Genomic DNA, 24,525 nt, shown 5'->3' with positions numbered 1-24,525 from the left:
AAAGTAGGAACCCTTCTCGAAAAGAGCACCTGGAAGGGGGAGCGGGGGCGCAGCCGCTGGACCGGAGGGGTCCGCCTGGGGTCCGAGGGTGTTGGCCGCCGGACAACCCGGGCGGGGGCCTCAGCGTTTGATGGCGTACTTGCCGATGGCGTAGAGGGCCCGGACGCCGTCCTTCCAGCCGATCTTCTTGCCCTCCTCGTAGGTGCGCCCGTGGTAGCTGATGGGCACCTCGAAGACGCGCCAGCCGCCGCGAGCCACCTTGGCGGTGAGCTCCGGCTCGATGCCGAAGCGGTCCTCCTCGATGTTCACCGACCGGATGACCTCGGCGCGGAAGGCCTTGTAGCAGGTCTCCATGTCGGTGAGGTTGAGGTTGCTCGTCATGTTGGAGAGCATGGTGAGGAACTGGTTCATCACCGAGTGCCAGAAGTAGAGGACGCGCCGGGGCGTGCCGGTGAAGCGGCTGCCGAAGACGACGTCCGCGTCGCCATCGACGATGGGCTGGATGACGCGGGGGATTTCGCGCGGGTCGTACTCGAGGTCCGCGTCCTGGATGATGACGATGTCCCCGGAGGACTCGGCGAAACCGCGCCGCAGGGCCGCGCCCTTGCCCTGGTTCTTCTCCTGGAAGAGGACGCGCAGCTCGTTGCGGTTCTGCGGGGTGCCGCCGATGACGGAGAGGCCCTCGTTGGCCAGGCGCTGGAGGAACTCGCGGCTGCCGTCCCGGGAGCAGTCGTCCACGATGACGAGCTCCTTGGGGAAGTCCACGGCGGTGACGCGGCGGAGGATTTCGGCGAGGGTGGAGATCTCGTTGTAGACGGGGATGACGACGGAGACGAGCATGGCGAGGGGGGCTCTACCCGATTTCCGCCCCTCGCGCGACTCTTCGGTGGGGTCGCTGGGATGGATTCCCGCCGGGCTCAAGCCGCCCGGCGCAGGGCCTCCAGCAGAGCGTCCAGGTCCTTGTCCGTGGTGAGCGGGTTGATGAGGGTGGTGCGCAGCCACACGCGCCCGCCGAGCGTCGTCTGCACCAGGTAGAAGTCGCCGCTCGTGACGAGCGACTCGCGCAGGCGCACCTGGAGCGCGTCGAGCTCCGAGGCGGGCAGCCCCCTCGGCGTGTGCCGGAAGCAGACGATGTTGCAGTCGGGGGGGACGGCCAGCTCGAAGTCCCCGGAGGACTGGATGCGCTCGGCGAAGCGGCGGGTCAGGTCGAAGCTCTCGGTGACGGCGTCCGCGAAGAGCTTCGTGCCCAGCACGCTCAGGCTGGCGTACAGCTTGAGGGCCATCATCTCCTTGGTGCACTCGAGGGTGCGCAGCGCCACGTCGCTCCAGCGCCGCGTGTCCTGGCCCGTGAAGAGGTAGGAGGCCTCCTGGGCGAAGGCCTCGAAGGAGCGGCTGCCATCGCGGAAGAGCACGGCGGTGATGAGCGCCGGCATCATCATCATCTTGTGCGCGTCCCACACCACCGAGTCGGCGCGTTCGATTCCCTTCACCTGGTGTCGGTAGCGGGGGCTGAGCGCGGCCGAGGCGCCGTGGGCCCCATCCACGTGGAACCAGAGGTCGTGCTTCGCGCAGAAGTCGGCCACGGCCTCGAGCGGATCGAAGGCGCCCGTGGCGGTGGAGCCGGCACTGGCCACCACGGCGATGGGGCGGCGGCCGGCACGCCGGGCCGCGGCGAGCGACTCCTCCAGGGCCTCGGGGCGCAGCCGGTAGCGCGTGTCCACGGGGACGGGGGTGACGCCCTCGGCGCCCCAGCCCATCACCTTGGTGGAGCGGGCGACGCAGTAGTGGGTCGTCTCGGGGACGAGCACGGTGAGCGGCGGGCCGGCGGTGGGGCCGCCGTTCCACGCGTCGAAACCGGCCTTCGCCTGACGCGCGGCGAGCAGGGCGGTGAGGTTGCCGGCGGAGCCTCCCGAGGTGAGGACGCCGCCCGCGCCCTCGGGCAGGCCGAGCACCCCGGCCATCCAGCGCAGCACGTTGTGCTCCATGGCGGTGGAGACGGGCCCCATCTCGTAGACGGCCATGCCGTTGTTGAGGAGCGAGGAGGCGAGGTCGCAGAGGGCTGCCAGGGGCAGGGGCGCGGACACCTGGTGGCCCACGTAGTGCGGGTGGTGCAGGTGGTGCGAGTCGGTGATGACGCGTGAGAGGAGCGCGGGAAGGTTTCCGGAGGGCTCCTCGGGGAAGCTCGCGGGGTAGCGCTCGACGTGGGTGGCGGGCGGCGCCCAGGGCAGCACGGGTCCCTCGCGGCGGGTGGTGCGGGTGAGGTGGTCGGCGAGCTGGTCCACCAGCTGGTGTCCGAGGCGGCGGAAGTGCTCGGGGTCGTAGGCGGCGGCGAGGTTCGGGTGGAGGGGAGCCATGGGGGAGCGGAACTTCCTAGAATGCGGTCCATGGATTCAAGAGCCGAGCAGGCAGGGCGCTCCTCTCGGCTCCCCTCACCTCGGAGGGCGGGACGGCTATCCTTCTCACTGGAGGCGCAACCCCGCGCCCCATCACGCAGGAGGCCTCTCATGGCCGCTCGTATCACCATCCTGTTCTGCAATGCTTGAGGCTACAAGCCTCGGGCCGCCCGTGCGGCGGCCGTGCTGAAGAAGGAGCTGAACCTGGATGCGGAGTTGAAGGTCGGTCCGTCCGGCAGCTTCATCGTGGAAGTGGACGGCAGGCCGGTGGTGAAGAAGGAGTCGCTCGCCTTCCCCACCGAGCAGCAAATCCTGGAGGCGGTGTCCAAGGCCGTGGGCGGCTCCTCCAACCCGCCCGGTTCGTAACCCCCGGACAGGCGGGCGGCCGGGGGCCTGGCTCCCGGCGCCCATTCTCCCCAGAGGAAGGCCCGGGCCCCACCTTGTGCGAGTGGAGGTGAGGCCATGGCCGTGGAGTGGTTGGAGTCCCCTTTCGAACGGAAGTCCATCCAGCACTGGATGAAGGTGTTGGACCAGGACGGGAAGGTGCTGGGGCGGGTGGACTGCGTCGGGGAGACGGTGCTGTTCGTGCGCCGGCGCTTCTCGCGCAAGTTATGGGCGGTGCCCCTGGCCCGAGTGGCGCGGGTGACGGGCAAGGGCGTGCACGTGGCGGGGCGGAAGCGCGAGGTCCTGGAGCCCGAGGCGGGCCGGAAGCACGCGGAGCTCGTCACGGCCACCTATCCGTTGGCGGAGCCCCCCGCCACGAAACTGGAGGCGGCGCGGCACGTGTCCGCATGAGGATGGTGCGCCGGGCGGCGTTTCGTGCTTGAAGGAGCGGCCATGTCCTCCATTGAAAGTCTTTCCCAGAAGGTGTCCGCGGCATTCGCGGACCGGGCGAAGCTGAAGGAAGCGGAGTACGTGGCGGCGGTGCGCGAGACGCTGGCGCTGCTGGACTCGGGCGAGGTGCGGGTCGCGGAGAAGGGGCCCGAGGGCTGGAAGGTGAATGCCTGGGTGAAGGAGGCCATCCTCCTGTTCTTCGCCATCTCCGACATGAAGGTGATGGAGGTGGAGCCCTTCGAGTTCTTCGACAAGATTCCATTGAAGAAGGGGCTGGAGGCGGCGGGCGTGCGGGTGGTGCCGCCGGGAGTGGTTCGCTACGGGGCGTTCGTCGAGCGTGGGGCGGTGGTGATGCCCGGCTACGTGAACATCGGCGCGCGGGTGGGGGCGGGGACGATGGTGGACACGTGGGCCACGGTGGGTAGCTGCGCGCAGGTGGGCCGCGACGTGCACCTGTCGGGTGGCGTGGGTCTGGGCGGAGTGCTGGAGCCACCCACGGCCTCGCCGGTCATCATCGAGGACAGGGCCTTCATCGGCAGCCGCTGCATCGTGGTGGAGGGCGTGGTGGTGGAGGAGGAGGCGGTGCTGGGCGCGAACGTGGTGCTGACGGCGTCCACGCCCATCATCGATGTGACGGGCCCCGAGGAGAAGGTCTACAAGGGACGGGTGCCGGCGCGCAGCGTGGTGATTCCGGGGATGAAGGAGAAGCAGTTCCCCGCGGGCCGCTACATGGTGCCGTGCGCGCTCATCATCGGGCAGCGCAAGGAGAGCACGGACAAGAAGACGAGCCTCAACGCGGCGCTGCGCGACTTCGCCGTGCCGGTGTAGGCCCCGCGGTCAGGAGGCTCCCGCGCCGTTCAGGTGCACTGTGACGCGTGGGAGCCGTCGGAGCGCTCGACGGAGCGGGCACCCGGGATTGCCCGCCGCGAGCGTGGTCCAACAGCTCCGCGAGTCGCGCCAACGAATGCCCACCACGCGCGCGCTCCGCCTGCCCTGTGCGTCCATCCGCGCGAGCAGGTCCTCCACCATGCGCTCGACGCTCAGTTCCCCATCGGGAGACTGACCTGCTCCGAACCCGCGGTTGTCGAGGCACGGGCCGCGGAAGTGGGCCGGCAGCGACTCGGCCTGGGGCGCCAGCTCAGCTCACACAGCCCCGGTGAGAGGCTGTCTGACGTATATGTGAAAGCACTTACATTGCCATTCCTGTCGAAAAATCACGTTCCTGGTGCCATCTCTCCCAGAACGCCGCTCCTGCGCTTGGGAATAATTCCTGAAAGTGTGACATTTCCAGGGCTGCGGGTTGTGCATCGTGTATGTTACAGGCAAACGCCGCACGTGATGTCCCGTTCAGTTCGTTCCAACTCTTACGCCCACCTGCGCTTTCCCCTCGGTCTCCCGGTCCGGCTGTCTTCAGAACAGACAGATGTTGCCGCCATGCGCTGTCTGCTTCGGTAGCATGGAATGTTTTTGGTGCCACTTTATGAAGATGACAATGAAATGGGGCTTCATCTCTGGCGTGGTCCTGATCTTCCTGTTGGGCTGTCCTGGCCCGGGTCAGGCGAAGACCCGGCTCAGGGTTCCGCTCTATCCATATATTCCCGATGCCGCTGGAGATCAGTTCAAGGCCATGGCGGCGCGCATCGAAGCCGAGTTCGAGCAGGAGCATCCGGATATTGATCTGGTCGTCAATCCGAGCTGTTTCTCGGATGACTTCTATGATCCAGAGGCCCTCGCACGCTCCCTGAAGGGCGAAGGGGAGTGCGGATACGATGTCATCGAGACGGACACCGTCATCCTGGGTGAGTTGGTGGCGCAGAACGCGGTCCGCCCCTGGCCGCGGCTGCCCCGGAACGTCAATTTCCATCCGGCGGGGCTGGCTGCTTCCCGTCAGCAGCAGTCGACCTACGGTATTCCCCACTGGCTCTGCGGGCACTTCATCATCTCTCGTGACGAGTCCGTGCGTCAGGCTCGGACCGAGAGTGCTCTGCGACAAGCGTTGACGGCCATCAATTCGCCCGTGCCCGACATGGCCACGAACATGCTCGGCAGTTGGAACCTGCCCGCGCTGTACCTCGATGCCTGGGCGGACCGCAATGGCGGGGCCAACGTCGCCTCCGCCGTCACCACGGCGAGCTATGACCAGGCCGCGCTCCAGTCGATGCGGGACTTCGTGCAGAGCTGCGAGTCCTCCGGGAGCAACCCCTGCATCGACGGGACGTATGCGCTCGAGGAGAACTTCGATCTGCCCGCCATCCTCTTCGCGACAGGTCAGGTCGATGCCACCCTGGGTTATTCGGAGCGCCTGCACGTCATCCTCAAGAACCTGCCGGCGGGGCAGGATGCTTCCAGTCTCAAGATTTCATCCGCTCCCCTGGCGGAGGGGTCCCATCCCATCCTGTTCACCGACGCGTACTTCCTGAGCGTTCGTTGCACGTACAGGTGTGCGGAGGCGGCGCTGTCGTTCGTCGATTACATGAGCCGGGCGAGCACCTTTGAATGGCTCCTGATGAGCGAGGATGCCCCCGAAGGCTCGCGCGTACCGCGCTATCTCCTTCCCGCGACGCTCGACGCCTACAGCGCGCCAAAGGTCCAGGCCGATCCGTTCTACCCCACCCTGGACATGGAGACGCGGCAGGGCGCGCCCTTCCCCAACTCCGGCCTGTTGAACATCCGCCAGCAGATGCGCGACGACATCCTGACGTCGATAACCAGTGACACGTGAGCGTCCGTGGAGAGGAGGGTGCTTCGACAATGCTGAGATTCAACACCTTCGATGGGGCCTATCTTCACGGTCTTCGCTGGATCTACGAATCCCCCCAATTCCGCGTGGCGCCGCGTGGGTTCGCGAGCCGTGAGAACCTCGGGTTCTGCTTCGAGCTCATCAACCCCCTGGCACGCCTCTCCTGCTCGCCGGAGAGGAAGACGAACATCATCTTCAATTTCGCCGAGGCTCTCTGGTACCTCTCTGGCCAGGCCGACCTGGAGCAGATCAGCTACTACGCGCCGAGCATCCGCAAATACTCCATGGATGGCAGGACGCTGACGGGGACCGCCTACGGCGTGAAGCTCTTCCACTTCGGGGCCGCGGCCATCAACCAGTGGGAGCGCGCGGTGGAATTGTTGAAGGAGGACCCGAGCACCAAACGGGCCGTGCTCCAGATATACGATGCCCACGAGTCGCTCATCCAGGACAACATCGATGTGTCGTGTACCCTGGGTCTGCAGTTCTTCGCGCGTGAGGGGCGGCTCCATGCGGCCGCCTACATGCGAGCCAACGACGCCTACCGCGGCATGGTGAGTGACGTCTTTTCCTTCACCTTCCTGCAGGAGATGATGGCCAGCCAGCTGGGCCTGAAGCTGGGGTCGTACTTCCACTATGTCGGCTCGTTCCACATCTACGAGCCCGACATCCCCGCCGTGGAACGGCTGTTGTCCGCGGCGCCACCGGCAGCCGAAGTCTCGCGGACGATGCCGGCGATGCCGGAGGGAGACAACTGGGCGTTCGTGCGCAGTGTGCTGCGCTACGAGCAGGAACTGCGGCACGGCCGCCACCGGTTCACCAGCGCCAGCCTGGCGCAGACCGGATTGCCCTCCTACTGGCAACAGGTTCTCGCGCTCCTCGAGGTCTACCGGCAGATCCACCATGAGGGGCGTATCGACCCGAGATTCCTCGACTGTTTGCTTCCACTCTACCAGCGGATGGTCGTGACCCGCTGGAGCCCACTCCTCTCGTCCAAAGGTGAGAAATCTTGAGTACATCCTGGAGCGATCCGGCTGTCTGCAAGGGGTTCGACGACTACGATGACCTGCCCGAGCAGGTTCTGGGCTACAGCACGATCTTCAAGGTATTGCGGCTCGAACGCCCGGACCCCATGGTCCTGCTGGACTACGGCTGTGGTCCCGGCAAGGTCTCGGAGCGGGTGGCGAAGACCTTCGGCAAGCGGGTGCTCGCCGTCGACAACTCGGGGCCCATGCTGGAGATCGCGCGGATCAGGCGCCCGCACCCTCTGGTGGAGTACCTCCAGATCGACGATACGCTCGCCGGTCGGGTCGGGGACGCGAGCGTCGACGGCGCGATGACCTGTTACGTCTTCATCAACATCCCCTCCGAGGACCGCATCCGCAACATCATCCGCGAGGTCTACCGCGCCCTGAAGCCAGGGGCGGCCTACGCCATCCTGGATACCAACCCGGACACCACGGGGGTTCAATTCTCCACCTTCCGCAACGGAGAGCCGGGTCGGAAGTACGGGTATGGCGAGCCACGTGAGGTGTTGCTGCGCGTACCGGGTGGCCAGGAGCTCGTCCTGCGGGATACCCACTGGCCGAAGAAGATGTACCTGAACGCGCTGCGGGACGCCGGCTTCCAGAACGTGGAGATCTTCGAGCCCACGCTCTCCAGCTTCTCGCCGCAAGAGCTCCAGCCATTTGGCGCAGCCGGTGTCGACAAATGGCAGAACGAGAGAACGACTCCTCCCTTTGTCATCTTCCGAGCCATCAAATGACGACTCCTTCTCAACGCTCCGTCTTCCTGGGTGGTCCCTTCAAGTCCCTCGTCTCCGCCGAAACGGGAGAGATGCGGGCGGCGGACCAGGCACGCTTCCAGAGCCTCATCAACTTCTTCGAGCAGCGGGGCTTGCGCGTCTTCAACGCCCACCGCCGCGAGGCCTGGGGGCGCGAGTTCTTGAAGCCCGAGGACTGCACCCGGCTCGACTTCGAGGAAATCCAATCCTCGGATGCGTTCGTGGCCTTCCCAGGTGCTCCGCCCTCACCTGGCACGCACGTGGAACTGGGTTGGGCCTCCGCGATGCGCAAGCCCGTCATCCTCCTGTTGGAGGAGGGAAGGGAATACGCCTTCCTCGTTCGGGGTCTCCACACCGTCACGAACGTGACGAGCATCTACTACAAGCCCGGAGAGGACCTCATCCCCCCGTTGCGAACCGCGCTGGAGCGCCTGGGGCTCTAGGCGGCTTCACGGGCCGGGTAGCTTTTCCAGGAGGGGTTGCAACCGGTTCGTACCCGAGGTGTTGCCCTGGTGGGTCTGGAGGAAGGACAGCGTTGCATAGCCCGCCTGGAGCGCCGCGACGTCGTGCTCTCCTGCCCGAGGGGGGGCCCGTGTGGTGCCACCAATGACGTAGACCTGCAGATCCTCCCGGGAGTGCATCCGTGAGGCGAGGTGCTCCAGATGGGGAACGTAGATGCAGTCGGGACGGCAACTGGCGGCGACGACTCCTCTGGGCTCGTGACCCGGGTGATTGAGGCTGAGCAGCTCCTGTGGAGCCCAGTCGAGCAGGTGCAGGTGCTCGAGCAGCTCCGCCGTGAGCCGGGCGGTTCGCTGGAAGGCGCTGGAGCGTTCGTCGGGCCTGCCCTTGAAGGGATCGACATCCATCGAGACAGCAATGGCCCGGAAGCCGAGGAGCGCGGCCTCGGTCGCCGCACCGATGGTGCCGCTATAGTTGACATCGATGCCCACGTTCAAACCATGGTTGATGCCGGCGATGAACAGGTCGGGCGGATTGCTCCCGAGCACTCCCCGCAGGCCGATGAAAGCACTGTCCGCCGGAGTGCCATGGACGGCATAGAGCTGATGCGCGATGCGCCGGACCATCAGCGGCTCGAAGAATGTCATGGCATGCGACTGGCCACTGCGCTCCGCGTTCGGCGCGACAATCGTGACGTCGTGTCCGCGCGTGGCCAGTTCGGAAGCCAGCGTCCGCAGTCCTTCGGCCTGGAACCCATCGTCGTTGCAGAGCAGAATTCGCACAACGCCTCTTCGTGATGAAAATCGGGACAAAGGAACTCGAGATGAGCGAGCGTACCATCATTCGAAATGGAATCGTCGTGACCATGAATGATGCGGGGGATGTCCACTTTGGCGGGACGGTCGTCATCGAGGGAGATCGGATCTCCCAGGTAGGGAATGCCCCCGTTTCAACAGACGGCGCCCGGGTCATCGATGCGAATGGGAGGATTGTGATGCCCGGTCTCGTCGACTTTCACTATCACACCGCCTTGGGGAAGGGGTATAGCGACCACCTGCCGCTGTGGGAGTACCTGCAGACGTGCTGGTATCCCATCATCCGCGCGCTGGACCCCGAGGCCGCGTACTGGGCCGCGCTCGCGAGCTACAGTGAGTCGATCAAGTGTGGCGTGACGGCCGTGAATGACATGTACCGCCAGCTCGAATCGCTCGCGGATGCCGCGGAGAAGATTGGCATCCGCGCGGTCCTCGCCAACGACGTTGCCACGGATGAGCACGAGCTCGACACGCTGGCGGACAATGAGCGCGCGTTCAAGGCGAAGCATGGAGCGGCCAATGGGCGGATCAAGGTCGTCGTCGGCATCGAGTGGTTGCCACTCGCCTCCGAGCAGCTCCTGCGTGATGCGAGGGCCCTCGCCAACCAGCTCGGCACGGGCATCCACATCCACCTGAACGAATCGCTGGGTGAGGTGGAGAGCTCCAAACAGAAGTTCGGCCGCCGGCCGACCGAGGTCGCCTACGACTGCGGCGTTCTGGGGCCGGACTGTGTCGCGGCCCACTGCGTCTGGTTGTCGGACACCGAGATCGCGCTCATGCGAGAGACTCGCACCCACATCTCGCACAATCCGAGCTCCAATGCGAAGCTGGGGAATGGAATCGCACGTCTGCCAGAGATGCTCGCCGCTGGCATCAACGTGGGGCTGGGCCATGATGCCGCCGAATGCAACAACAGTCGTGACATGTTCGAGGTGATGAAGTTCGCATCGCTCATCCACCGTGCCGCGAGGGTGGATGCGAGCCTGCAGCAGGCGCCGGATGTCCTTCGCATGGCCACCCGCAACGGCGCGAAGGGATTGGGGATCGATGCTGGCGAGCTGTCACCCGGGAAGAAGGCGGACGTCGTCATCATCAACACCCAGAACCAGATGTTCACCCCCCTGATGCCGGGCAACAAGGATCATGTCTACTCCCACCTCGTCTTCGCCGCGAACGGGAGTTGCGTCGAGACCGTCATCATCGATGGCCGTGTGGTCTACAAGGAGCGGGAGTTCACGATGATCGACGAGCGGGAGGTTCTCGAGCAGGCCAATCTGGCCTTTCGCCGGGTGCTGGACCGGATGAACGTGCCGGCCGCTCGAGCCGTCAGACGGGAGTGACGACCATGGATGAGCCCCACCTGCTCCTGGACCAGGTCCATTTCCGCTACGGTGCCGAACCCGTGCTCGAGGCCTTCTCCCTGCGCGTCCAGGCGGGCGAGTTCGTCTCCCTGGTGGGCTCGAGCGGGTCGGGGAAGAGCACGATTCTCAAATTGCTCACGGGCCTCCTCGCGCCGGGTTCCGGGACTGTGCGGGTCATGGGCGCTCCTCCCGCGCCCGGCCGGATCGGCTACATGCCCCAGCGTGACTGTCTGATGCCGTGGCGGACCGCCCTGGAGAATGCCGCGGCGGGGCTCGAGGTGCAGGGGGTGGGTCCTCGCGAGGCGCGGGAGCGGGCCCGTGGACTGTGGGCCACGTTCGGGCTGAGCGGAGCGGAAGACCGGTATCCACACCAACTCTCGGGCGGCATGCGACAGCGTGTCGCCTTCCTGCGGACCGTATTGGGAGGCCACTCGATCCTCCTGCTCGATGAGCCGTTTGGTGCCTTGGACGCGCTCACCCGGGCCCAGATGCAGGCGTGGTTGCTCGGGCTGTGGCAGGAGCTCGGCAAGTCGGTGCTCTTCGTGACGCATGATGCCGAGGAAGCGGCGCTTCTCTCGGACCGGGTCTACGTGTTGAAGGGAACAGGCGTGGAGATCCCCGTGGGACTGCCCCGTCCACGGAGCTACGCGATGATCTCCGACCCCATCGTCATGGAGCGGCGGGCCGCCATCCTTCGAGAGGTAGGCATGTGTTGAGGCGTTACGGTTCCTTCATCGGCCTGTTCACGGGTTTCATCCTCGCCTGGGAGTTGCTCTGTGGCCTGGGCGGTATACCCGCCTTCATCCTGCCCGCGCCCTCGCAGATCGCCTCGGCGTTCTGGACATGGAGGGAGGCCCTGCTGCTGGAGCATCTGCCCATCACCCTGGCGGAGACGCTCGTGGGGTTGATCATCAGCATCGTCCTGGGGGTGGCCATGGCCGCGGCCATGCACCTCTCTCCGGTGGTGAATCGAGTCGTCTACCCGGTGATCGTGGCCTCTCAAACGATCCCCGTCATCGCGCTGTCGCCGCTCTTTCTCTTCTGGTTCGGTTACTCCTTCACCCAGAAGGTGGCGGTCGTCGTGTTGATCACCTTCTTTCCCGTTGCGGTGAACACGGCGGATGGATTGCGCTCGGCGGACAGGGATCTCCTCGCCTGGATGCATGCGTCCGGAGCGGACCGCTGGCGGATTCTGCGCATGGTGGAAGCACCGAGCGCCTTGCCCCACTTCTTCACCGGACTGAAGCAGGCCGCGACCATCAGTGTGATTGGTGCCGTCATTGGTGAATGGCTGGGGGGTCAGGCGGGGCTGGGCATCTTCGGGCGGAGGGCAAGCAGTTCCTTGAAGACTCCCGAGTTGTTCGCATCCGTGCTCATCCTGGCCATCATGGGAGTCCTGTTGTTCATCCTCGTGGCCTGGGGAGAGCGTAGGCTCATGGCCTACCGCCACCAGGATCGCACCTGACCCAGGAAGGAGTTTCACATGCTGCGCGCATTGGCGATGAGCTGTCTGTTCCTGCTCCTGATGGTGGGTTGTACCGACAAGAAGGGGAGCCCTCCCCCCGCGGGGCCTCAGGGCCAGGGCAGGACGTTGAAGAAGGTTTCCGTGGTGCTCGACTGGTACCCGAATGCCGTCCACATCCCCATTCTGGCCGCGGACCAGCAGGGCTTCTTCTCGGCCGAGGGGCTCGATGTGAACATCAAGATGCCCGCCGACAACCCGACGGATGGAATCAAGCTGGTGGGCGCGGGCAGTGAGACGTTTGCCCTTTATTACGCCCCGGATGTGCTGCTGGCCCAGGAGGAGGGAATCCCCATCGTCTCCGTGGGCGCCATCGTCCGGAGGCCGCTCAATGGGATCATGGTACCGGAGAGCTCGGGAATCCAGAGTCCGAAGGAGCTCGAGGGCAAGCAGGTGGGCTACCCCAGCACCCCTCTGAGCATCAGCCTGGTGAGCTCCATGGTCAGGGCGGCGGGCGGGGACCCCAAGAAGGTGGTGATGACCGATGTCTCGTGGGATCTGCTTCCGGCCGTTACCACTCAGCGTGTACAGGCTGTCACGGGGGCATTCGTCAACCACGAGAAACCCCTCTTCGAGAAGAAGGGCGTCAAGGTCCGCTACTTCGCTCCCACCGAGTTCGGTGTACCCAACTACTATGAGCTGGTCTTGATCACCGGCAAGCAGACCGCCAGCCAGGATGCCGCGACGGTGGAGGCCATGCTCCGGGCCATGGCGAAGGGCTACGCATGGGCCAAGGCGAATCAGGCCGCGGCCTTGAAGCTCCTGCTGGAGAAGCAGAGCAGCAGCTTCCCACTCGATGCGGAGATAGAAGAGCAGGCGTTACGGATGTTGCTCCCCTGGATGGAGGAGGAAGGCGTCAGGTTTGGTGCCCAGGATGCGAAGACCTGGGAGGAGATCTCCGCCTGGTTGCAGAGGGAAGGCCGTCTGAAGGGCTCCCTGAAGAGCGCTGACGCATTCATCAATGTGGTGAGATGAGCTCGCCACGGGTTGGACAGAGGATGGGCGGAACATGAAGGGACGCGTGCTGATCATCGCCGGCTCCGATTCGGGCGGCGGCGCGGGCATACAGGCCGACATCAAGACGGTGACGGCGCTCAACGGCTACGCGGCGACGGCGATCGTTGCCCTGACGGCCCAGGACACCCGTGGTATTCATGCCGTCCATGAAGTGCCGGTTGCGTTCATCCGTCAGCAGATCTCCCTGACGCTGAAGGACATCGGGGCAGACGCGCTGAAGACCGGCATGCTGAGCAATGCGGAGGTGATCTCCGCCGTGCGCGAAGAGCTCGACACGCACGCTCCAGAGGTCCCGCTCGTCGTGGATCCCGTCATGGTGGCCAAGGGGGACACGAAGCTTCTGGGGACCGGGGCCGAAGGGGCGTTGATTGAAATCCTGCTACCGCGCGCCACCCTCATCACGCCCAACGCGACGGAGGCCGAAGTGCTGGTCCGCATGCGGATTCGGACCCGTTCCGAGCAGGATCAAGCGGCGGAACGACTCCTGAGGCTGGGTGCACGGGCCGTGCTGCTGAAGGGGGGGCACATCGAGGGAGAGGAGGTGCGCGACCTCTTGTTGACGCATGAGGGCCGCCAGGAGTTCTGCGGCCCGCGCATCCATACCACCTCCACTCACGGCACGGGGTGCACGCTGGCCTCGGCCATCGCGACGGGGCTTGCGCAGCGACTCCCTCTGTACGAGGCGGTCGCCCGCGCCCATGCCTATGTGCGGGAGGCGCTCAGGAGCGCGCCCGGCTTCGGCCGGGGCCATGGACCGCTCAACCACGCCCACACGGTGGCAACAATGTCCTGAAGGGCTGGTAGAACGATTTCATGAGCGATCTCGCCAACCGTCTCGCGCAATCCACGCTGGCCCTGTGCCGTATCCCCAGTCCCATCGGTGAGGAGCGCGCCATCGCCGACCACGTGGAGCGCTGGGCGCACGCGCACTTCCCACCGCGCGAGGTGTTCCGGCTGGGGCACTCGCTGGTGCTGGGGAGCCTGCAGGATGCGCGGCCCACGGTGGCGCTGGTGGGGCACCTGGACACGGTGCCGGCGCACCCCCATGACCGGGAGCCGCGCATCGAAGGCGAGCGCGTCTTCGGACTGGGCTCCTCGGACATGAAGGGCGGGCTGGCGGTGATGATGGCGCTGGCGGAGGACCTGCCGCGCGCGGAGCTGCCGGTGAACCTGGTGGTGGTGCTCTACGAGCGGGAGGAGGGCCCGTACCTGGAGAGCGGGCTGGGGCCCCTGTTCGAGACGCGTCCGGAGCTCAAGCGGGTGAAGTTCGGCATCGCGATGGAGCCGACGGACGGCGTGGTGCAGGTGGGGTGCGTGGGCAGCCTGCACGTGACGTTGAAGTTCAAGGGCCGGAGCGCGCACTCGGCGAGGCCCTGGCAGGGGGAGAACGCCATCCACAAGGCGGGGCCGCTGCTGGCGCGGCTGCTGGCGCTTCCCCGACGCGAGGTGGTGCAGGATGCGTTCACCTTCTATGAGGTGATGAACATCACCAAGGCCTCGGGAGGGCGTGCGCGCAACGTGATACCGGAGGCCTTCGAGCTGAACCTGAACTACCGGTTCGCGCCGGGGAAGACGGTGGCTCGGGCGCAGGAGGACGTGCGCGAGCTGGTGGGAGACGCGGCGGAGGTGGAGTTCACGGACCTGGCGCCGAGCGGCAGGGTGTGCGCGGACAACCCGCTGTTCCAGCAGTTGATGAAGCTGACGGGGCTACCGGCGGCCTCGAAGCAGGCGTGGACGGACGTGGCGCGCTTCTCGGAGCTCGGCGTGGACGCGGTGAACTTCGGGCCGGGAGAGACGGCGCAGGCGCACCAGGCGAACGAGAGTGCGCCGATTCCCGCGCTGGCGGTGGCCTACGAGAAGCTGGCGACGTTCCTGAAGCAGGCGGGCTGAAAGCGCGAGGTCTGGCTGTTGGAGATTCAAATGAACCCGCAGCTGCTCCTCCAGGACTCCCCTTCCTTTCGGCGCACGGTGGTGGTGATGGTGCTGATCGCCATCCTCCTGTTCGACTGGCAGCCGGACTCCCGCCTGCTCAGCACACCGGCACAGCGGCGTGAAGAAGACCGCCCCCTTCCCGAGGATGGAAGTGAGGTGGGCACCCAGGCGGCGAGACCGCTCCGCTCCGCGCACCTGGAGGCCGTGGTCCGGCCTCTGCCTGGGGGACGTCAGGCGGCGAGACGCCGGCCAGGGCGCCGCGGCTGAATCCCGCTCCTAGCGCCAGAATCCCACCGAGACGCCGAAATTGGAGTAGCGCCGCGACGCATCGAAGGACGCCGTGAGCGCCCAGTCATCCCAGTAGCGGAAGAGGAACAGCTCGAAGCCTCCCGTCAGGTGGGGCCTGGGCAGGTGACCGGCGAAGGGCGAGGGCTCGATGAAGGCCCCCAGCCGCGTACGCAGCCGCCCCGGCCACGTCTCGTGCTCCACGCCCAGGCGCGGCTGAAGCATCGCCGACGCGCCCACCTTCTTCGGCTCGGTGAGCGCCGTGAACGAGTGCACCGACACCGCGTTCTCCACCCGCGAGATGAAGTCCGCCTGCGCGCTGATGAGCCACCGGCCCGCCAGGGCCTTCGGGTCGTCCTCGACGGGCAGCTCCGCGAAGTGCTTTCCCTCCAGAATCTGCCGGCGCGCCGCGGGGGACAGCCGGTTGTAGTGCTCGGCCCCCTCGCCCAGCCGCCAGCTCGCGCCCAGGGACAGCACCGCGGGCGATACCACCGCCGAGTAGAGCTGCCGCCCCGCGAGGAAGGGCACCTGCCCCGTGCTCCGCCGCCAGGCGCCCACCACCTCGGGCCTCACCGATACGCCGACCCGGTACGGCCGTCCGTGAGGCCGGTACAGCATGTCCAGCGCGATGCCCGTGTCCCCGTAGCGCCAGTCGCCCTCCGGCTTGTGGCTGAAGACGGCCTGCGCGCTGTAGATGCCGAAGCCCAGGATGAAGTCGTCGCGCCCCAGCGCTATCGCGCCGGCCAGTGCCGACTGGATGAGCGACACGCGGATGAGATCGTTCGTGTCGCAGAGGACCGTGTTGCAGTAGCCGACCTGGTAGTTGCGCAGCGAGAAGCCGAGGCCGAAGTTGCGGTACTGCAGCATGACCGCGCCCAGCAGCTGCAGCGTCGTCGGGGCGTCGTCGGCCAGGCCGTCGTTGTCCAGGTCCTTGCCCTTGGCCTTCGCCAGCGGAAGGTCCAACCAGGACAGGGTGACGCCCACGTCCCAGTCCTTGTCCAACCCCGGCGAGCGTTGGGCGAGCGCGGCCAGGCTGTTGGTGAAGCCGGCCACGCCCTCGGCGATTCCCACGTAGGCGCCGCCCAGCCCCACCACGCGTGAGGAGCCCATCAGCAGGCCCGAGTTGAGGTACAGCCGCTCCGGCCGGGTGGCGTCGGGCACCTCGTCCTGTGCCCCCGCCACCCCAGCCGTCAGCAGCACCCACGCGGCGGCGAAGAGCGCTGCCCGCATCAGCCCTGCTTCACCACCTGGGCGAACAGCGTGTCCGCCTCGGACGCCAGCTTCGTGTCGCGCCAGGTGAGCCCGCCCGCGTCGTGCGTCACGAGCGCCAGCGTCACCTTGCGCCAGCGGATGTCGATGTCCGGGTGGTGGTCCGCGGCCTCGGCCGCCTTCGCCACCTGGCTCACGAAGTCGATGCCCGCGAGGAAGCTCGGCGCCTCATAGGTGCGGCGGATCATCCCGCCCTCGTGCTTCCACTCGGGGTGCTCGGCGAGGAACTGCTTCAGGGCCTCGGGGGTCAACTGCGTGCGGTCGTGGGCCATCGGATCTTCCTCCTATCGCGAATGAGGGGCGGCTGTCTCAGGCGCGCTCCACCGCGCGCCGCCACTTGGTCAGGTACCGTTCACGTGCCTCGGGCTTCATCTTCGGCTTGAAGACCTTGCCCACCTTCCAGGCGCTGCGGATGGCGTCCGTGTCCTTCCACACGCCCGCTCCCAGGCCCGCCAGGAAGGCGGCCCCCAGGCTGGTCGTCTGCAGGTTCTGCGGGCGCACCACCTCGGTGCCGAGCACGTCCGCCTGGAACTGCATCATCAGGTTGTTGGCCGACGCGCCTCCATCCACCTTGAAGGAGGGAATCTCCCGGCCGCTGTCTCGCCGCATGGCCTCGGCGAGGTCGTGAATCTGCATCGCCACGCCCTCGAGCGCCGCGCGCGCCAGGTGGGCCACCGTGGTGGAGCGGTCGATGCCGGCGAAGAGGCCGCGTGCCTCGGGACGCCAGTGCGGCGCACCCAGGCCCGCGAGCGCCGGGACGAACACCACGTCCCCACTCTCCTTCACGCTGGCGGCGAGCGGCTCCACGTCCGAGGCCTTCTTGATGACCTTCAGGCCATCGCGCAGCCACTGCACCGCGGCACCCGCGATGAAGGAGCTACCCTCCAGCGCGTACGACGTCTTGTCCCCGATGCGCCAGGCCACCGTGGTGAGCAGGCCCGCCTTCGAGAACACCGGCGCGTCGCCCGTGTTCATCAGCAGGAAGGCGCCAGTGCCGTAGGTGCACTTGGATTCGCCGGGAGTGAAGCACGCCTGCCCGAAGAGGGCCGACTGCTGGTCCCCCGCCATGCCGCTGATGGGGATGCCGTCCGGCAGGCCGCGCATGCCCTTCGTGGTGCCGTAGACCTCGGCCGAGCCGCGAATTTCCGGCAGGCACGCGGCCGGCACGCCGAAGAGGTCGCGCATGCTCTCGTCCCACTGGAGCTTGCTCACGTCCATCAGCAGGGTGCGGCTGGCGTTGGAGACATCCGTGACGTGCGCCTGGCCCCCTGTCATCTTGTAGACCAGCCAGGTGTCGATGGTGCCGAAGCACGCGTCGCCCTTCTCGGCGCGCTTCCGGGCCCCCTTCACGTGCTCCAACATCCAGGAGAGCTTGGTGCCCGAGAAGTACGGGTCCAACACCAGGCCCGTCGTCTGACGGACCCGGGGCTCCTCCCCCTGCTCGCGCAGCTTCGCGCAGTGCTCCGAGGTACGCCGGTCCTGCCACACGATGGCGTGGCCCAGGGGCTTGCCGTCCCCGCGCGTCCACAGGCCGGTCGTCTCACGCTGGTTGGTGATGCCCACCGCGGAGATGTCCTTGCCCTCCAGGTCGGCGTCCTTCAGGGCGCGGCGGATGCACTGCTCGACGGTGGCCCAGATTTCCTCCAGGTCGTGCTCCACCCAGGAGGGCTTGGGGAAGTGCTGGGTGAACTCGCGGTAGGCGCTGCCCACCACCCGGAGTTTGTCATCGAGAATGGAGACGTGGGTTCCGGTGGTGCCCTGGTCCACTGCCAGCACGTACTTCGCCTTCGCCATGGATGAAGCCTCCTCAGGCTGCCTGGGTGGTGTGCGGGCGCACCATACCCGAGCCATGGCCCTTGGCACGCGCGACGTGCGCGCCTAGCCTGCGCGCCATGCCTTCGGTGAAGGAATTGAGAGCGCTGCCCCAGGTGGATGTGAGGACGTTCCAGTCCGAGCACGGCCCGGTCGCGCTCATCCAGCAGCCCCCCTCGCCCGTCTTCCAGCGGGTGGCCCAGCAGATGGGCAGCGCGCGCACGGTGTTCATGGCCCACCGCTCGCGCCTGGCGGACCGGCTCATGGCGATGCTGCAGGGCTTCGAGTACCTGCAGGTGCTCTTCCTCAAGCCGAAGACGGACGGCGAGGTGTTCGCCGTGGGCCGGTTGGAGACGAGCTCCCTGGTGATTCACGACCCGTCCGTCTCCAAGTTCCACGCGCTCCTCCGCTGGAACGCGGCGGATGACAGCTGCTACGTGCGCGACGCGGGCTCGATGAACGGCACCTTCGTCAACGCCATCGCCCTGGGGGACCAGGAGCAGCAGCTGTTCGACGGGGATGGCCTGGCCTTCGGCGACGCGCAGTTCCTCTACGTGCGCACCGATACCCTGCACGCGCACCTGGCGATGGCGGCCCCCACCACGGGCCGCTGAGCCTTCCTCCCTCTTCTCATTCGGTAGCTCTCCGAGGAGTCCGACCATGGATTCGACCGCGCTTCGCGCCCTCCAGGCGCCGATCAAGGACAAGTACCGCACCGACCCCCAGTCCGCGGTGGTCACCCTGAAGGCGCAGGGCTCGCTGGATGACCAGTCCATCGCCTGCAAGGTGGAGACGGGCCGGGCGCTCGCGGTCGCCGGGCTGCATCCGGCCACGGGCGGCTCGGGGCTCGAGCTGTGCTCGGGCGACATGCTGCTCGAGGCCCTGGTGGCCTGTGCCGGCGTGACCCTCAAGGCCGTCTCGACCGCCCTGGAGATTCCCCTGCGCAAGGGCGTCGTTCGGGCCGAGGGCGACCTCGACTTCCGGGGCACGCTCGGCGTCGACAAGACCGCGCCGGTCGGCTTCCGGGCCATCCGTCTCTCCTTCGAGCTCGACACCGATGCGCCCCAGGAGAAGATCGATCAACTCCTGAAGCTCACCGAGCGCTACTGCGTCGTGTTCCAGACCCTGAATCACCGGCCGGAGCTCAGCGCGCAGATCCAGAAGCGTTCGGAGTAGTGCCTCCCGGCTCCCGAGCGTGCACGGTCGGGTGCCGGTGCGTGGCCTCGGGGCGGCCCTCATGGGTCGCGCGTGCCGCACTCGGGGTCATCGCCCTCTCCGCCTCCGAGTTCCTTCGCGACGGCGACTTCCTGGGAGTGATTGCGTCGAAGGAAAGGCAGGCCATCAAGGCCGCCTCGCGCCCTACTGTTCGGCGATATCTTCGCCGTGAGGGTTCAGAATGAAGTCCCGCGCCGCCTTCAGCCTCGCGGCCTGCCGCAGATGCTCCTCTCGAGAGAGCTGATTCAGGGAGAGCTCTCGCAGGAGGCGCTCGTGTGCGGCGATGACCTCCGCCGTGCTCGCCGAGGGGGAGAGCCGGAGGGTGTCATAAGCACGACGACGCACCGGTTCTTCCGAGGAACCCGGGGAGGGTGGTGGCGCTCCAGGCGCACCCGCGGAAGACTTCGCATGCTTCAGGATGGTCTTGGCGAAAGCCTCCGAGACCCGTTCGCCAACGGGCCACTTTCCAATCTGCTTGCTGATCCGGTTGAACTCGTTGCTCTGGGCGAGGTGGCCGAAGAGGCCCAACCACAGGCTCATCTTTCGAGCTTCCTCGTCCTTGGTGGAGTCGCTCTTCCCCTCGTGGAACTCAATGGGGAGGCCTCCAGCGAAGAGGTAGTAGCCCGAGGGCGGAGCTCCCTGGCTGTCTGGCTTCAACCCCAGGCGCTCCATGTTGAGCAAGGTATAAAGCCGCACCGCGGGCGTCCACTCGATGGCGGACAGGTCCACCACTCCAAGGCGAACAGTGGGGACGTGAAAGATGCCCAGGCGAAGCGTGATGGCGAAGGAGAAGGAGGCGGGGGTGACTCCTCGGCCCGCCTTGATGACCGCATAGGGCACGGAGATGAATGCGGCGAGCTCGTCCTGCGAGAGGGCCTTCACGAGGCCTTCCTTGTCGGGTTTCTCGGAGGGCGTCTTGATGATGGACGGGTTCTGTTGCAAAGGAAACCCCTACGGGATCGCCCGTACAGCCGAATCGCTCGGGGCGAAAGTCTCTCAAGGTCAAACAGTTGTACACGCTGTCTGGCAAAGCTCCTCACGAATTTCAGGAGGCGCTGAATCAGACTCCTTCCTGGGCGGATTCCATGGTCAAAATCCCGTGGGACTGAACGGACCAGGAAGCAGGTGCGTCATCAGCGGCGGAAGGTGCGGTCCCGGCCTCGTCATGTCAGGGGTACCCATCCACTCGCGAGAGTCTCTCTCCTCGAGAATCTCTCCCCACGAAAATCTCCCTCCACGAGAATCCCTCTCCCGGGGAGGGGGGAGGCCGGTCCTCCGTCAGGCGTGGCGCTGGCGGGCCATGAACTGGCGCGCGGCGAGGAACGCCATGCTGCCGAGCCCCAACCGACCGAGGAAGGTGCCGAGGATTCCTCCCGCCCGCGTACGCTTGTACGCACGACCCCGGGACCAGGCACCACGGCGCTGGCGCTGGCGCTGGCGCTGGTTGAGGTACTTGCCGAGGAACATTCCGCCGACCGTCTTCATGAGGGGACCCATGGTGTCGCTCCTGTGGGGAATCGCTCGCGAGGTCCATCCTCGCGGAACGTGTGATTCCAAACTGGGAGTGGACACGGTCGGGAACAGCCTGCGCGGGAGCCAGGGCCTGGCCGCCCGCCTTCCCGGCGGGCCTGGAGCGTCGACTGTTGAGCGTCCGCACGGGAATGGGTTGGCAGTCGACCGTGCCATCCGTGGGCAGTGCCTACCTTGCTTCGCGTCGCGGTCGGGGCGGAGCACCCGGGAGAGGGAGGTCGAGAGATGAAGGGGTTCATCTTCGAGGAGCTGAATGGAGGGGCGAGCTGTCGCACGTACCTCATCGCCTGCCCGCGGACGCGCGAGGCGCTCATCGTGGATCCGGTGTTGGAGCTCGTGCCGGGCTACATGCAGCGGCTGGGGAAGGACCAACTCCGGCTGGCCATGGTGGTGGACACGCACACGCATGCGGACCACCTGTCCGGAGGCCGCGAGCTGGCCCGGATGACGGGCGCGGTGCACGCGGGGGCTCCGGCGGGCACGGTGCAGCGGCTGTTGAGCGAGGGGGATGTCGTGGCGGTGGGCAACGTGCGCCTCGACGTCTGGGCGAGCCCGGGGCACACCGCGGACGCGATGGTGCTGGTGATGGAGGACCGGGTGCTCTCCGGGGACACGCTGCTCATCGGCGCCACGGGCCGGACGGACCTGCCCACGGGTGATGCCGAGGCCGAGTACCACAGCCTCCAGCGGCTCTTGTCGCTGCCGGGAGACACGCTCGTGTTCCCCGCCCATGACTACGGTGGGCGCACGTTCAGCACCATCGGCCACGAGCGCCTCACCAATCCACGCCTCCGGCTGGAGCACGACGCGTTCATCCGGCTGATGACGACTCCGTGCACCGAGAAGCCCGCGCGGCTGGCGGAATCGCTCGCCTACAACACGCGTCCGTTGTCGGCGCACGACGCGCCAGCCGAGCAGGTGTTCATGCTCTGATTCCCGTCAGGGTGGATGCTCCCTCTCCCGAAGGGAGAGGGGAGGGGGCCGCGAGTCAGCTCATGTTTCCAGGGGCCACCCGGGCGTTGTGTTTGGCCCGCTGTCGCGCGAGGGCGGCGGGCGCTTCCTCCGGCGTGGCGACGAACTCGACATCGGCGGTGTATTTGCCGGCCAGGTAGAACACCACGGAGAGGCTCTTGACCGCGGCCTTCGCCACGAAGCCCGCTCCCACGTAGATGACGCCCCGGTACCACTCCGGGCGGATCTTCCTGGCGGCGAAGCCTCGGGCTTCCGAGGGGATGGCGCCAATCTCCGACATGTCGGCGATCAGATAGAAGGGCTCCCGGTCACCCAGCTCCGCGCAGAGGTCGATGAGCTGCCCCGCTTCGTCGACCCGGATGTCTCCCCGGATCTTCACGCTGAGGGTGTTTGGAGGCTCGAAGCGGACCTCATGGGTCCCGATCTTCCATTCGCGAGGTGGCGTCATGATGAGGGAGCTTACTCAGGCGACGCGCGTGCTGCGCTGGGCCCGCTCACGGTCGATGAGGGCTCGCGCCTCTTCTTCCGTGGAGACGAAGTGGAGGTCGAAGGTGAGCCGGCCGGTCATGGAGTGCACGAAGGCGAGGCTCTTGGCCACGGCCTTCTGGACGAAGCCCGCGCCGATGTAGACGGAGCCGAGGAACCACGAGGGATTGGTGTTCTGCGAGACGTGGCTGCGCGCCTCGGCCTCCACGGAGGTGGCCTCCGTCAGGTCCGTCACCACGAAGAAGGGCTGTTTGTTGCCTATCTCTCCGTAGAGCGCCGTCAGCGAGATGGCATCCTGCAGGCTGGTCTCTCCCTGAATCTTGACCCACAGAATGTCCGGCTCCTCGAAATGAGCCGTGTGCATCCCGAGCTTCCACTCGCGGTCGTTGGCCATGTGTCCCCCGTGAAGTTCGCGATCATCCTACCGATGCGGTGGGGGATGGATAGCGGAGCTGCCCGGGTTTCAGGGGCTTCTGTCCAACAGGGAGCGCTCGTGGGCGATGAGCGCGCGTGCCTCGTCCTCCGTGGTGACGAAGTGCTGGGTGATGACGGGCTGGCCCACGACGGAGTGGAGGAAGGTCATGCTGTTGGCCACGGCCCGCTGCATCAGGCCCGCGCCGATGTAGATGGAGCCCCGGAACCACTCCATTCTCAAGTTCCAGGAGACGTGGTCCCGGGCCATGAGGTCCACGGAGGTGGCCTCCGAGAGGTCCGTCACCACGAAGAGGGGCCGCTGGCTTCCGAGCTCGCGGTAGAGCTCGAGGATGCGGATGGCGTCCTCGAGCGTGGTCGTGCCTCGGACCTTCATCCACAGCTCGTCGGGGGGCTCGAACCAGGCGTGATGTGTCCCGATGCTCCAATCGCGCGGCTTCGCCATGGGCTGCCTCCGTCCGCGCGAGTCTACAGGGAGAAGCCGCTCTCAGCGCCCGCGTGGCGGTGCATCACCGTAACCAGTCAACTCTACATAGCCACGGCCGTCCAACGGCCGGCCCTCGTGCGAGCCCGACAGCCGCACCGCGCCTTCCCAGTAATGCACAGTCAAGGGAAGTTCCTGGTTGGCCAGGGCGGGGGTGAGCTCCAGCGTCAGCGCGTGTGAGGGCACCGCGAGCCGCCAGCGGGCCGGGTATGTCGCGCCGCTGCTCGGGCTCGTCCAGGTGTCCAGCACCTCCAGCCGCACGTCCTCGCGCGAGAGGTGTACCGGCTCGCCCCGGGCGGGGACGAGAGTGCCCGCGCTGAGCGGGTCCACCGTGCCGTCGCGATGGCGCAGTTGGTAGTACATGAGCTCGCCGCCATCCGAGAGCTGGAGCGAGAACCAGTCCCAGCCCACCTGGTCCTTCCCGAGCGCGCGCGTGCTCCACTCGCGATCCATCCAGCTCTGGCCCGTCACCTCGTAGGCGCGGCCCGCCACCGTCACCTGCCCGCGCGTGGGCATCCGCGTGAGCGAGTAGTAGTAGGACGCGTCGCCCGGCTCGGGCCCCTTCTGGCTGAGGCCCCGGTCTCCCTGGAGCACCGGTGGCTTGCCCTCCTCCAGCACCAGCGACAGCGCCACGTCCCCGGCTCGCGCGGTGAGCCGCATGGGCAGGGCTCCGGCGCCCACCGCCTCCGCGCTCCAGTCCTCCAGCCACACCCGGAAGGGCTCGGCCCGCGCGCCCGACAGTCCCAGCGCGTCGCGGCTGAAGCGCTCGAAGGCGTGGATGCGCCCGCCGCCGATGTCGGAGATCGCCAGGTGCCCCATGAACACCCGCCGCGCGCCCCAGGCGGACGCACGCGACTCCTCACCGGGGGCCAACGCGCCGCGGAAGAGGGTGAGCTGGTAGCCGAAGTCCCGCCCGTCCGCCGTGGAGAGGTTGCCCGTCCAGTACCACCACTCGTTGCGGAAGCCCGGGTGCGGGCCGTGGTCCTCGGGGAAGCGGAACTCCCGGGGTGAGAGCGCCCGCTCGTAGCCCTCCGTGCCGCCCCTGTCTCCGAGCGCGTCCGCCACCTTCAGCGTTGGCTCTCGCTTCGAGGGAGGTGCCGCCTCGCGCGTGACATAGGCCGCTCCGGCCGCGAGGCCCGCGAGCACCACCGCCACGCCGATGACGAGTCCGCGTCCGCGCATGT

General features: G+C 66.9%; 29 protein-coding genes. 17 read left to right on the top strand and 12 right to left on the bottom strand.

Annotation, left to right across the window (positions count from 1 at the left end; genetic code table 11):
- Positions 1-120: 120 nt before the first annotated feature.
- A complete protein-coding gene (locus JQX13_RS08115) occupies positions 121-840 on the bottom strand; it encodes a glycosyltransferase family 2 protein (protein WP_203408474.1) in 720 nt (239 codons plus the stop codon).
- 77 nt (positions 841-917) lie between these two features.
- The gene (locus JQX13_RS08110) at positions 918-2,354 is read right to left on the bottom strand and encodes a pyridoxal phosphate-dependent decarboxylase family protein (protein ID WP_203408473.1); all 1,437 of its coding nucleotides are present in this window, start codon (positions 2,352-2,354) and stop codon (positions 918-920) included.
- 222 nt (positions 2,355-2,576) lie between these two features.
- Here JQX13_RS08110 and JQX13_RS08105 point away from each other — a divergent pair, with 222 nt between their 5' ends.
- From JQX13_RS08105 to JQX13_RS08075, 7 genes are all read left to right on the top strand, one after another.
- Positions 2,577-2,759, top strand: a complete 183-nt coding sequence (locus JQX13_RS08105) for an Rdx family protein (RefSeq protein ID WP_239014609.1) — start codon at positions 2,577-2,579, stop codon at positions 2,757-2,759.
- Positions 2,760-2,855: 96 nt separating this feature from the next.
- Complete coding sequence (locus JQX13_RS08100) at positions 2,856-3,188, top strand: PRC-barrel domain containing protein (RefSeq protein ID WP_203408472.1); 333 nt, start codon at positions 2,856-2,858, stop codon at positions 3,186-3,188.
- A gap of 42 nt (positions 3,189-3,230) precedes the next feature.
- Positions 3,231-4,055 (top strand): 2,3,4,5-tetrahydropyridine-2,6-dicarboxylate N-succinyltransferase, encoded by an 825-nt coding sequence (locus JQX13_RS08095; protein WP_203408471.1) that lies wholly within the window; start codon positions 3,231-3,233, stop codon positions 4,053-4,055.
- A 652-nt stretch (positions 4,056-4,707) separates the two neighbouring features.
- Positions 4,708-5,949: a hypothetical protein gene (locus JQX13_RS08090; protein WP_203408470.1), complete on the top strand. Its 1,242-nt coding sequence runs from the start codon at positions 4,708-4,710 to the stop codon at positions 5,947-5,949.
- Positions 5,950-5,978: 29 nt separating this feature from the next.
- Positions 5,979-6,980: a thymidylate synthase gene (locus JQX13_RS08085; protein ID WP_203408469.1), complete on the top strand. Its 1,002-nt coding sequence runs from the start codon at positions 5,979-5,981 to the stop codon at positions 6,978-6,980.
- Positions 6,977-7,732 carry a class I SAM-dependent methyltransferase gene (locus JQX13_RS08080; RefSeq protein ID WP_203408468.1) on the top strand — a complete coding sequence of 252 codons (756 nt, stop codon included), beginning with the start codon at positions 6,977-6,979 and terminating at the stop codon, positions 7,730-7,732. The genes JQX13_RS08085 and JQX13_RS08080 overlap by 4 nt, the downstream gene beginning before the upstream one ends.
- Complete coding sequence (locus JQX13_RS08075) at positions 7,729-8,193, top strand: nucleoside 2-deoxyribosyltransferase (protein WP_203408467.1); 465 nt, start codon at positions 7,729-7,731, stop codon at positions 8,191-8,193. The genes JQX13_RS08080 and JQX13_RS08075 overlap by 4 nt, the downstream gene beginning before the upstream one ends.
- A gap of 6 nt (positions 8,194-8,199) precedes the next feature.
- Here the strand turns inward: JQX13_RS08075 and surE are convergent, their stop codons facing one another.
- Positions 8,200-8,991, bottom strand: a complete 792-nt coding sequence (gene surE / locus JQX13_RS08070; protein ID WP_203408466.1) for a 5'/3'-nucleotidase SurE — start codon at positions 8,989-8,991, stop codon at positions 8,200-8,202.
- 212 nt (positions 8,992-9,203) lie between these two features.
- Between surE and JQX13_RS08065 the strand changes: the two genes are divergently transcribed.
- The 7 genes from JQX13_RS08065 to JQX13_RS08035 are packed head-to-tail and all read left to right on the top strand — an operon-like array spanning position 9,204 to position 15,123.
- Entirely contained in the window at positions 9,204-10,364 is a 1,161-nt protein-coding gene (locus JQX13_RS08065; protein ID WP_239014608.1) for an amidohydrolase, read from the top strand.
- A gap of 5 nt (positions 10,365-10,369) precedes the next feature.
- Positions 10,370-11,101, top strand: a complete 732-nt coding sequence (locus tag JQX13_RS08060) for an ABC transporter ATP-binding protein (protein WP_203408464.1) — start codon at positions 10,370-10,372, stop codon at positions 11,099-11,101.
- On the top strand, positions 11,095-11,850 hold the full coding sequence (locus JQX13_RS08055; protein WP_203408463.1) for an ABC transporter permease: 756 nt from the start codon (positions 11,095-11,097) through the stop codon (positions 11,848-11,850). The genes JQX13_RS08060 and JQX13_RS08055 overlap by 7 nt, the downstream gene beginning before the upstream one ends.
- A gap of 18 nt (positions 11,851-11,868) precedes the next feature.
- On the top strand, positions 11,869-12,882 hold the full coding sequence (locus JQX13_RS08050) for an ABC transporter substrate-binding protein (protein ID WP_203408462.1): 1,014 nt from the start codon (positions 11,869-11,871) through the stop codon (positions 12,880-12,882).
- Positions 12,883-12,916: 34 nt separating this feature from the next.
- Complete coding sequence (gene thiD / locus JQX13_RS08045; protein WP_203408461.1) at positions 12,917-13,717, top strand: bifunctional hydroxymethylpyrimidine kinase/phosphomethylpyrimidine kinase; 801 nt, start codon at positions 12,917-12,919, stop codon at positions 13,715-13,717.
- A 20-nt stretch (positions 13,718-13,737) separates the two neighbouring features.
- Positions 13,738-14,814, top strand: a complete 1,077-nt coding sequence (gene dapE, locus JQX13_RS08040; protein ID WP_203408460.1) for a succinyl-diaminopimelate desuccinylase — start codon at positions 13,738-13,740, stop codon at positions 14,812-14,814.
- Positions 14,815-14,844: 30 nt separating this feature from the next.
- Positions 14,845-15,123 carry a hypothetical protein gene (locus tag JQX13_RS08035; protein WP_203408459.1) on the top strand — a complete coding sequence of 93 codons (279 nt, stop codon included), beginning with the start codon at positions 14,845-14,847 and terminating at the stop codon, positions 15,121-15,123.
- Positions 15,124-15,132: 9 nt separating this feature from the next.
- On the opposite strand, the gene JQX13_RS08030 is transcribed toward JQX13_RS08035, so the two are convergent.
- Genes JQX13_RS08030 through glpK form a run of 3 tightly spaced genes read right to left on the bottom strand, consistent with a single transcriptional unit; the run spans position 15,133 to position 18,204 of the window.
- Complete coding sequence (locus JQX13_RS08030) at positions 15,133-16,371, bottom strand: hypothetical protein (RefSeq protein ID WP_203408458.1); 1,239 nt, start codon at positions 16,369-16,371, stop codon at positions 15,133-15,135.
- Complete coding sequence (locus JQX13_RS08025; protein ID WP_203408457.1) at positions 16,371-16,682, bottom strand: 4a-hydroxytetrahydrobiopterin dehydratase; 312 nt, start codon at positions 16,680-16,682, stop codon at positions 16,371-16,373. Before JQX13_RS08025 ends, JQX13_RS08030 begins: the two co-directional genes overlap by 1 nt.
- Before the next feature lie 37 nt (positions 16,683-16,719).
- Positions 16,720-18,204, bottom strand: coding sequence for a glycerol kinase GlpK (gene glpK / locus JQX13_RS08020; RefSeq protein ID WP_203408456.1), 1,485 nt, complete (start codon positions 18,202-18,204; stop codon positions 16,720-16,722).
- 98 nt (positions 18,205-18,302) lie between these two features.
- Here glpK and JQX13_RS08015 point away from each other — a divergent pair, with 98 nt between their 5' ends.
- Together JQX13_RS08015 and JQX13_RS08010 are read left to right on the top strand one after the other, a co-directional pair.
- Positions 18,303-18,836 carry an FHA domain-containing protein gene (locus JQX13_RS08015; protein WP_203408455.1) on the top strand — a complete coding sequence of 178 codons (534 nt, stop codon included), beginning with the start codon at positions 18,303-18,305 and terminating at the stop codon, positions 18,834-18,836.
- 46 nt (positions 18,837-18,882) lie between these two features.
- On the top strand, positions 18,883-19,398 hold the full coding sequence (locus tag JQX13_RS08010; RefSeq protein WP_239014607.1) for an OsmC family protein: 516 nt from the start codon (positions 18,883-18,885) through the stop codon (positions 19,396-19,398).
- 183 nt (positions 19,399-19,581) lie between these two features.
- Here JQX13_RS08010 and JQX13_RS08005 read toward each other — a convergent pair whose 3' ends face one another.
- Positions 19,582-20,379 (bottom strand): hypothetical protein, encoded by a 798-nt coding sequence (locus JQX13_RS08005; RefSeq protein WP_203408454.1) that lies wholly within the window; start codon positions 20,377-20,379, stop codon positions 19,582-19,584.
- Between the two features lie 336 nt (positions 20,380-20,715).
- Complete coding sequence (locus JQX13_RS08000; RefSeq protein WP_203408453.1) at positions 20,716-20,934, bottom strand: hypothetical protein; 219 nt, start codon at positions 20,932-20,934, stop codon at positions 20,716-20,718.
- 258 nt (positions 20,935-21,192) lie between these two features.
- On the opposite strand from JQX13_RS08000, the gene JQX13_RS07995 reads away from it, so the two are divergent.
- Complete coding sequence (locus JQX13_RS07995) at positions 21,193-21,900, top strand: MBL fold metallo-hydrolase (protein WP_203408452.1); 708 nt, start codon at positions 21,193-21,195, stop codon at positions 21,898-21,900.
- A gap of 55 nt (positions 21,901-21,955) precedes the next feature.
- Here JQX13_RS07995 and JQX13_RS07990 read toward each other — a convergent pair whose 3' ends face one another.
- The 4 genes from JQX13_RS07990 to JQX13_RS07975 form a co-directional block, all read right to left on the bottom strand.
- Positions 21,956-22,387: a hypothetical protein gene (locus JQX13_RS07990; protein ID WP_203408451.1), complete on the bottom strand. Its 432-nt coding sequence runs from the start codon at positions 22,385-22,387 to the stop codon at positions 21,956-21,958.
- A gap of 15 nt (positions 22,388-22,402) precedes the next feature.
- A complete protein-coding gene (locus JQX13_RS07985) occupies positions 22,403-22,819 on the bottom strand; it encodes a hypothetical protein (protein ID WP_203408450.1) in 417 nt (138 codons plus the stop codon).
- A gap of 69 nt (positions 22,820-22,888) precedes the next feature.
- On the bottom strand, positions 22,889-23,302 hold the full coding sequence (locus JQX13_RS07980) for a hypothetical protein (protein WP_203408449.1): 414 nt from the start codon (positions 23,300-23,302) through the stop codon (positions 22,889-22,891).
- Positions 23,303-23,344: 42 nt separating this feature from the next.
- Complete coding sequence (locus tag JQX13_RS07975; protein ID WP_203408448.1) at positions 23,345-24,523, bottom strand: lipocalin-like domain-containing protein; 1,179 nt, start codon at positions 24,521-24,523, stop codon at positions 23,345-23,347.
- Positions 24,524-24,525: the final 2 nt, after the last annotated feature.

Source organism: Archangium violaceum (assembly GCF_016859125.1).
GTDB classification, from domain to species: Bacteria; Myxococcota; Myxococcia; order Myxococcales; family Myxococcaceae; genus Archangium; species Archangium violaceum_A.
Note: the sequence above shows the minus strand (reverse complement) of the source record. Positions and strands in the feature narration are given on the sequence as shown.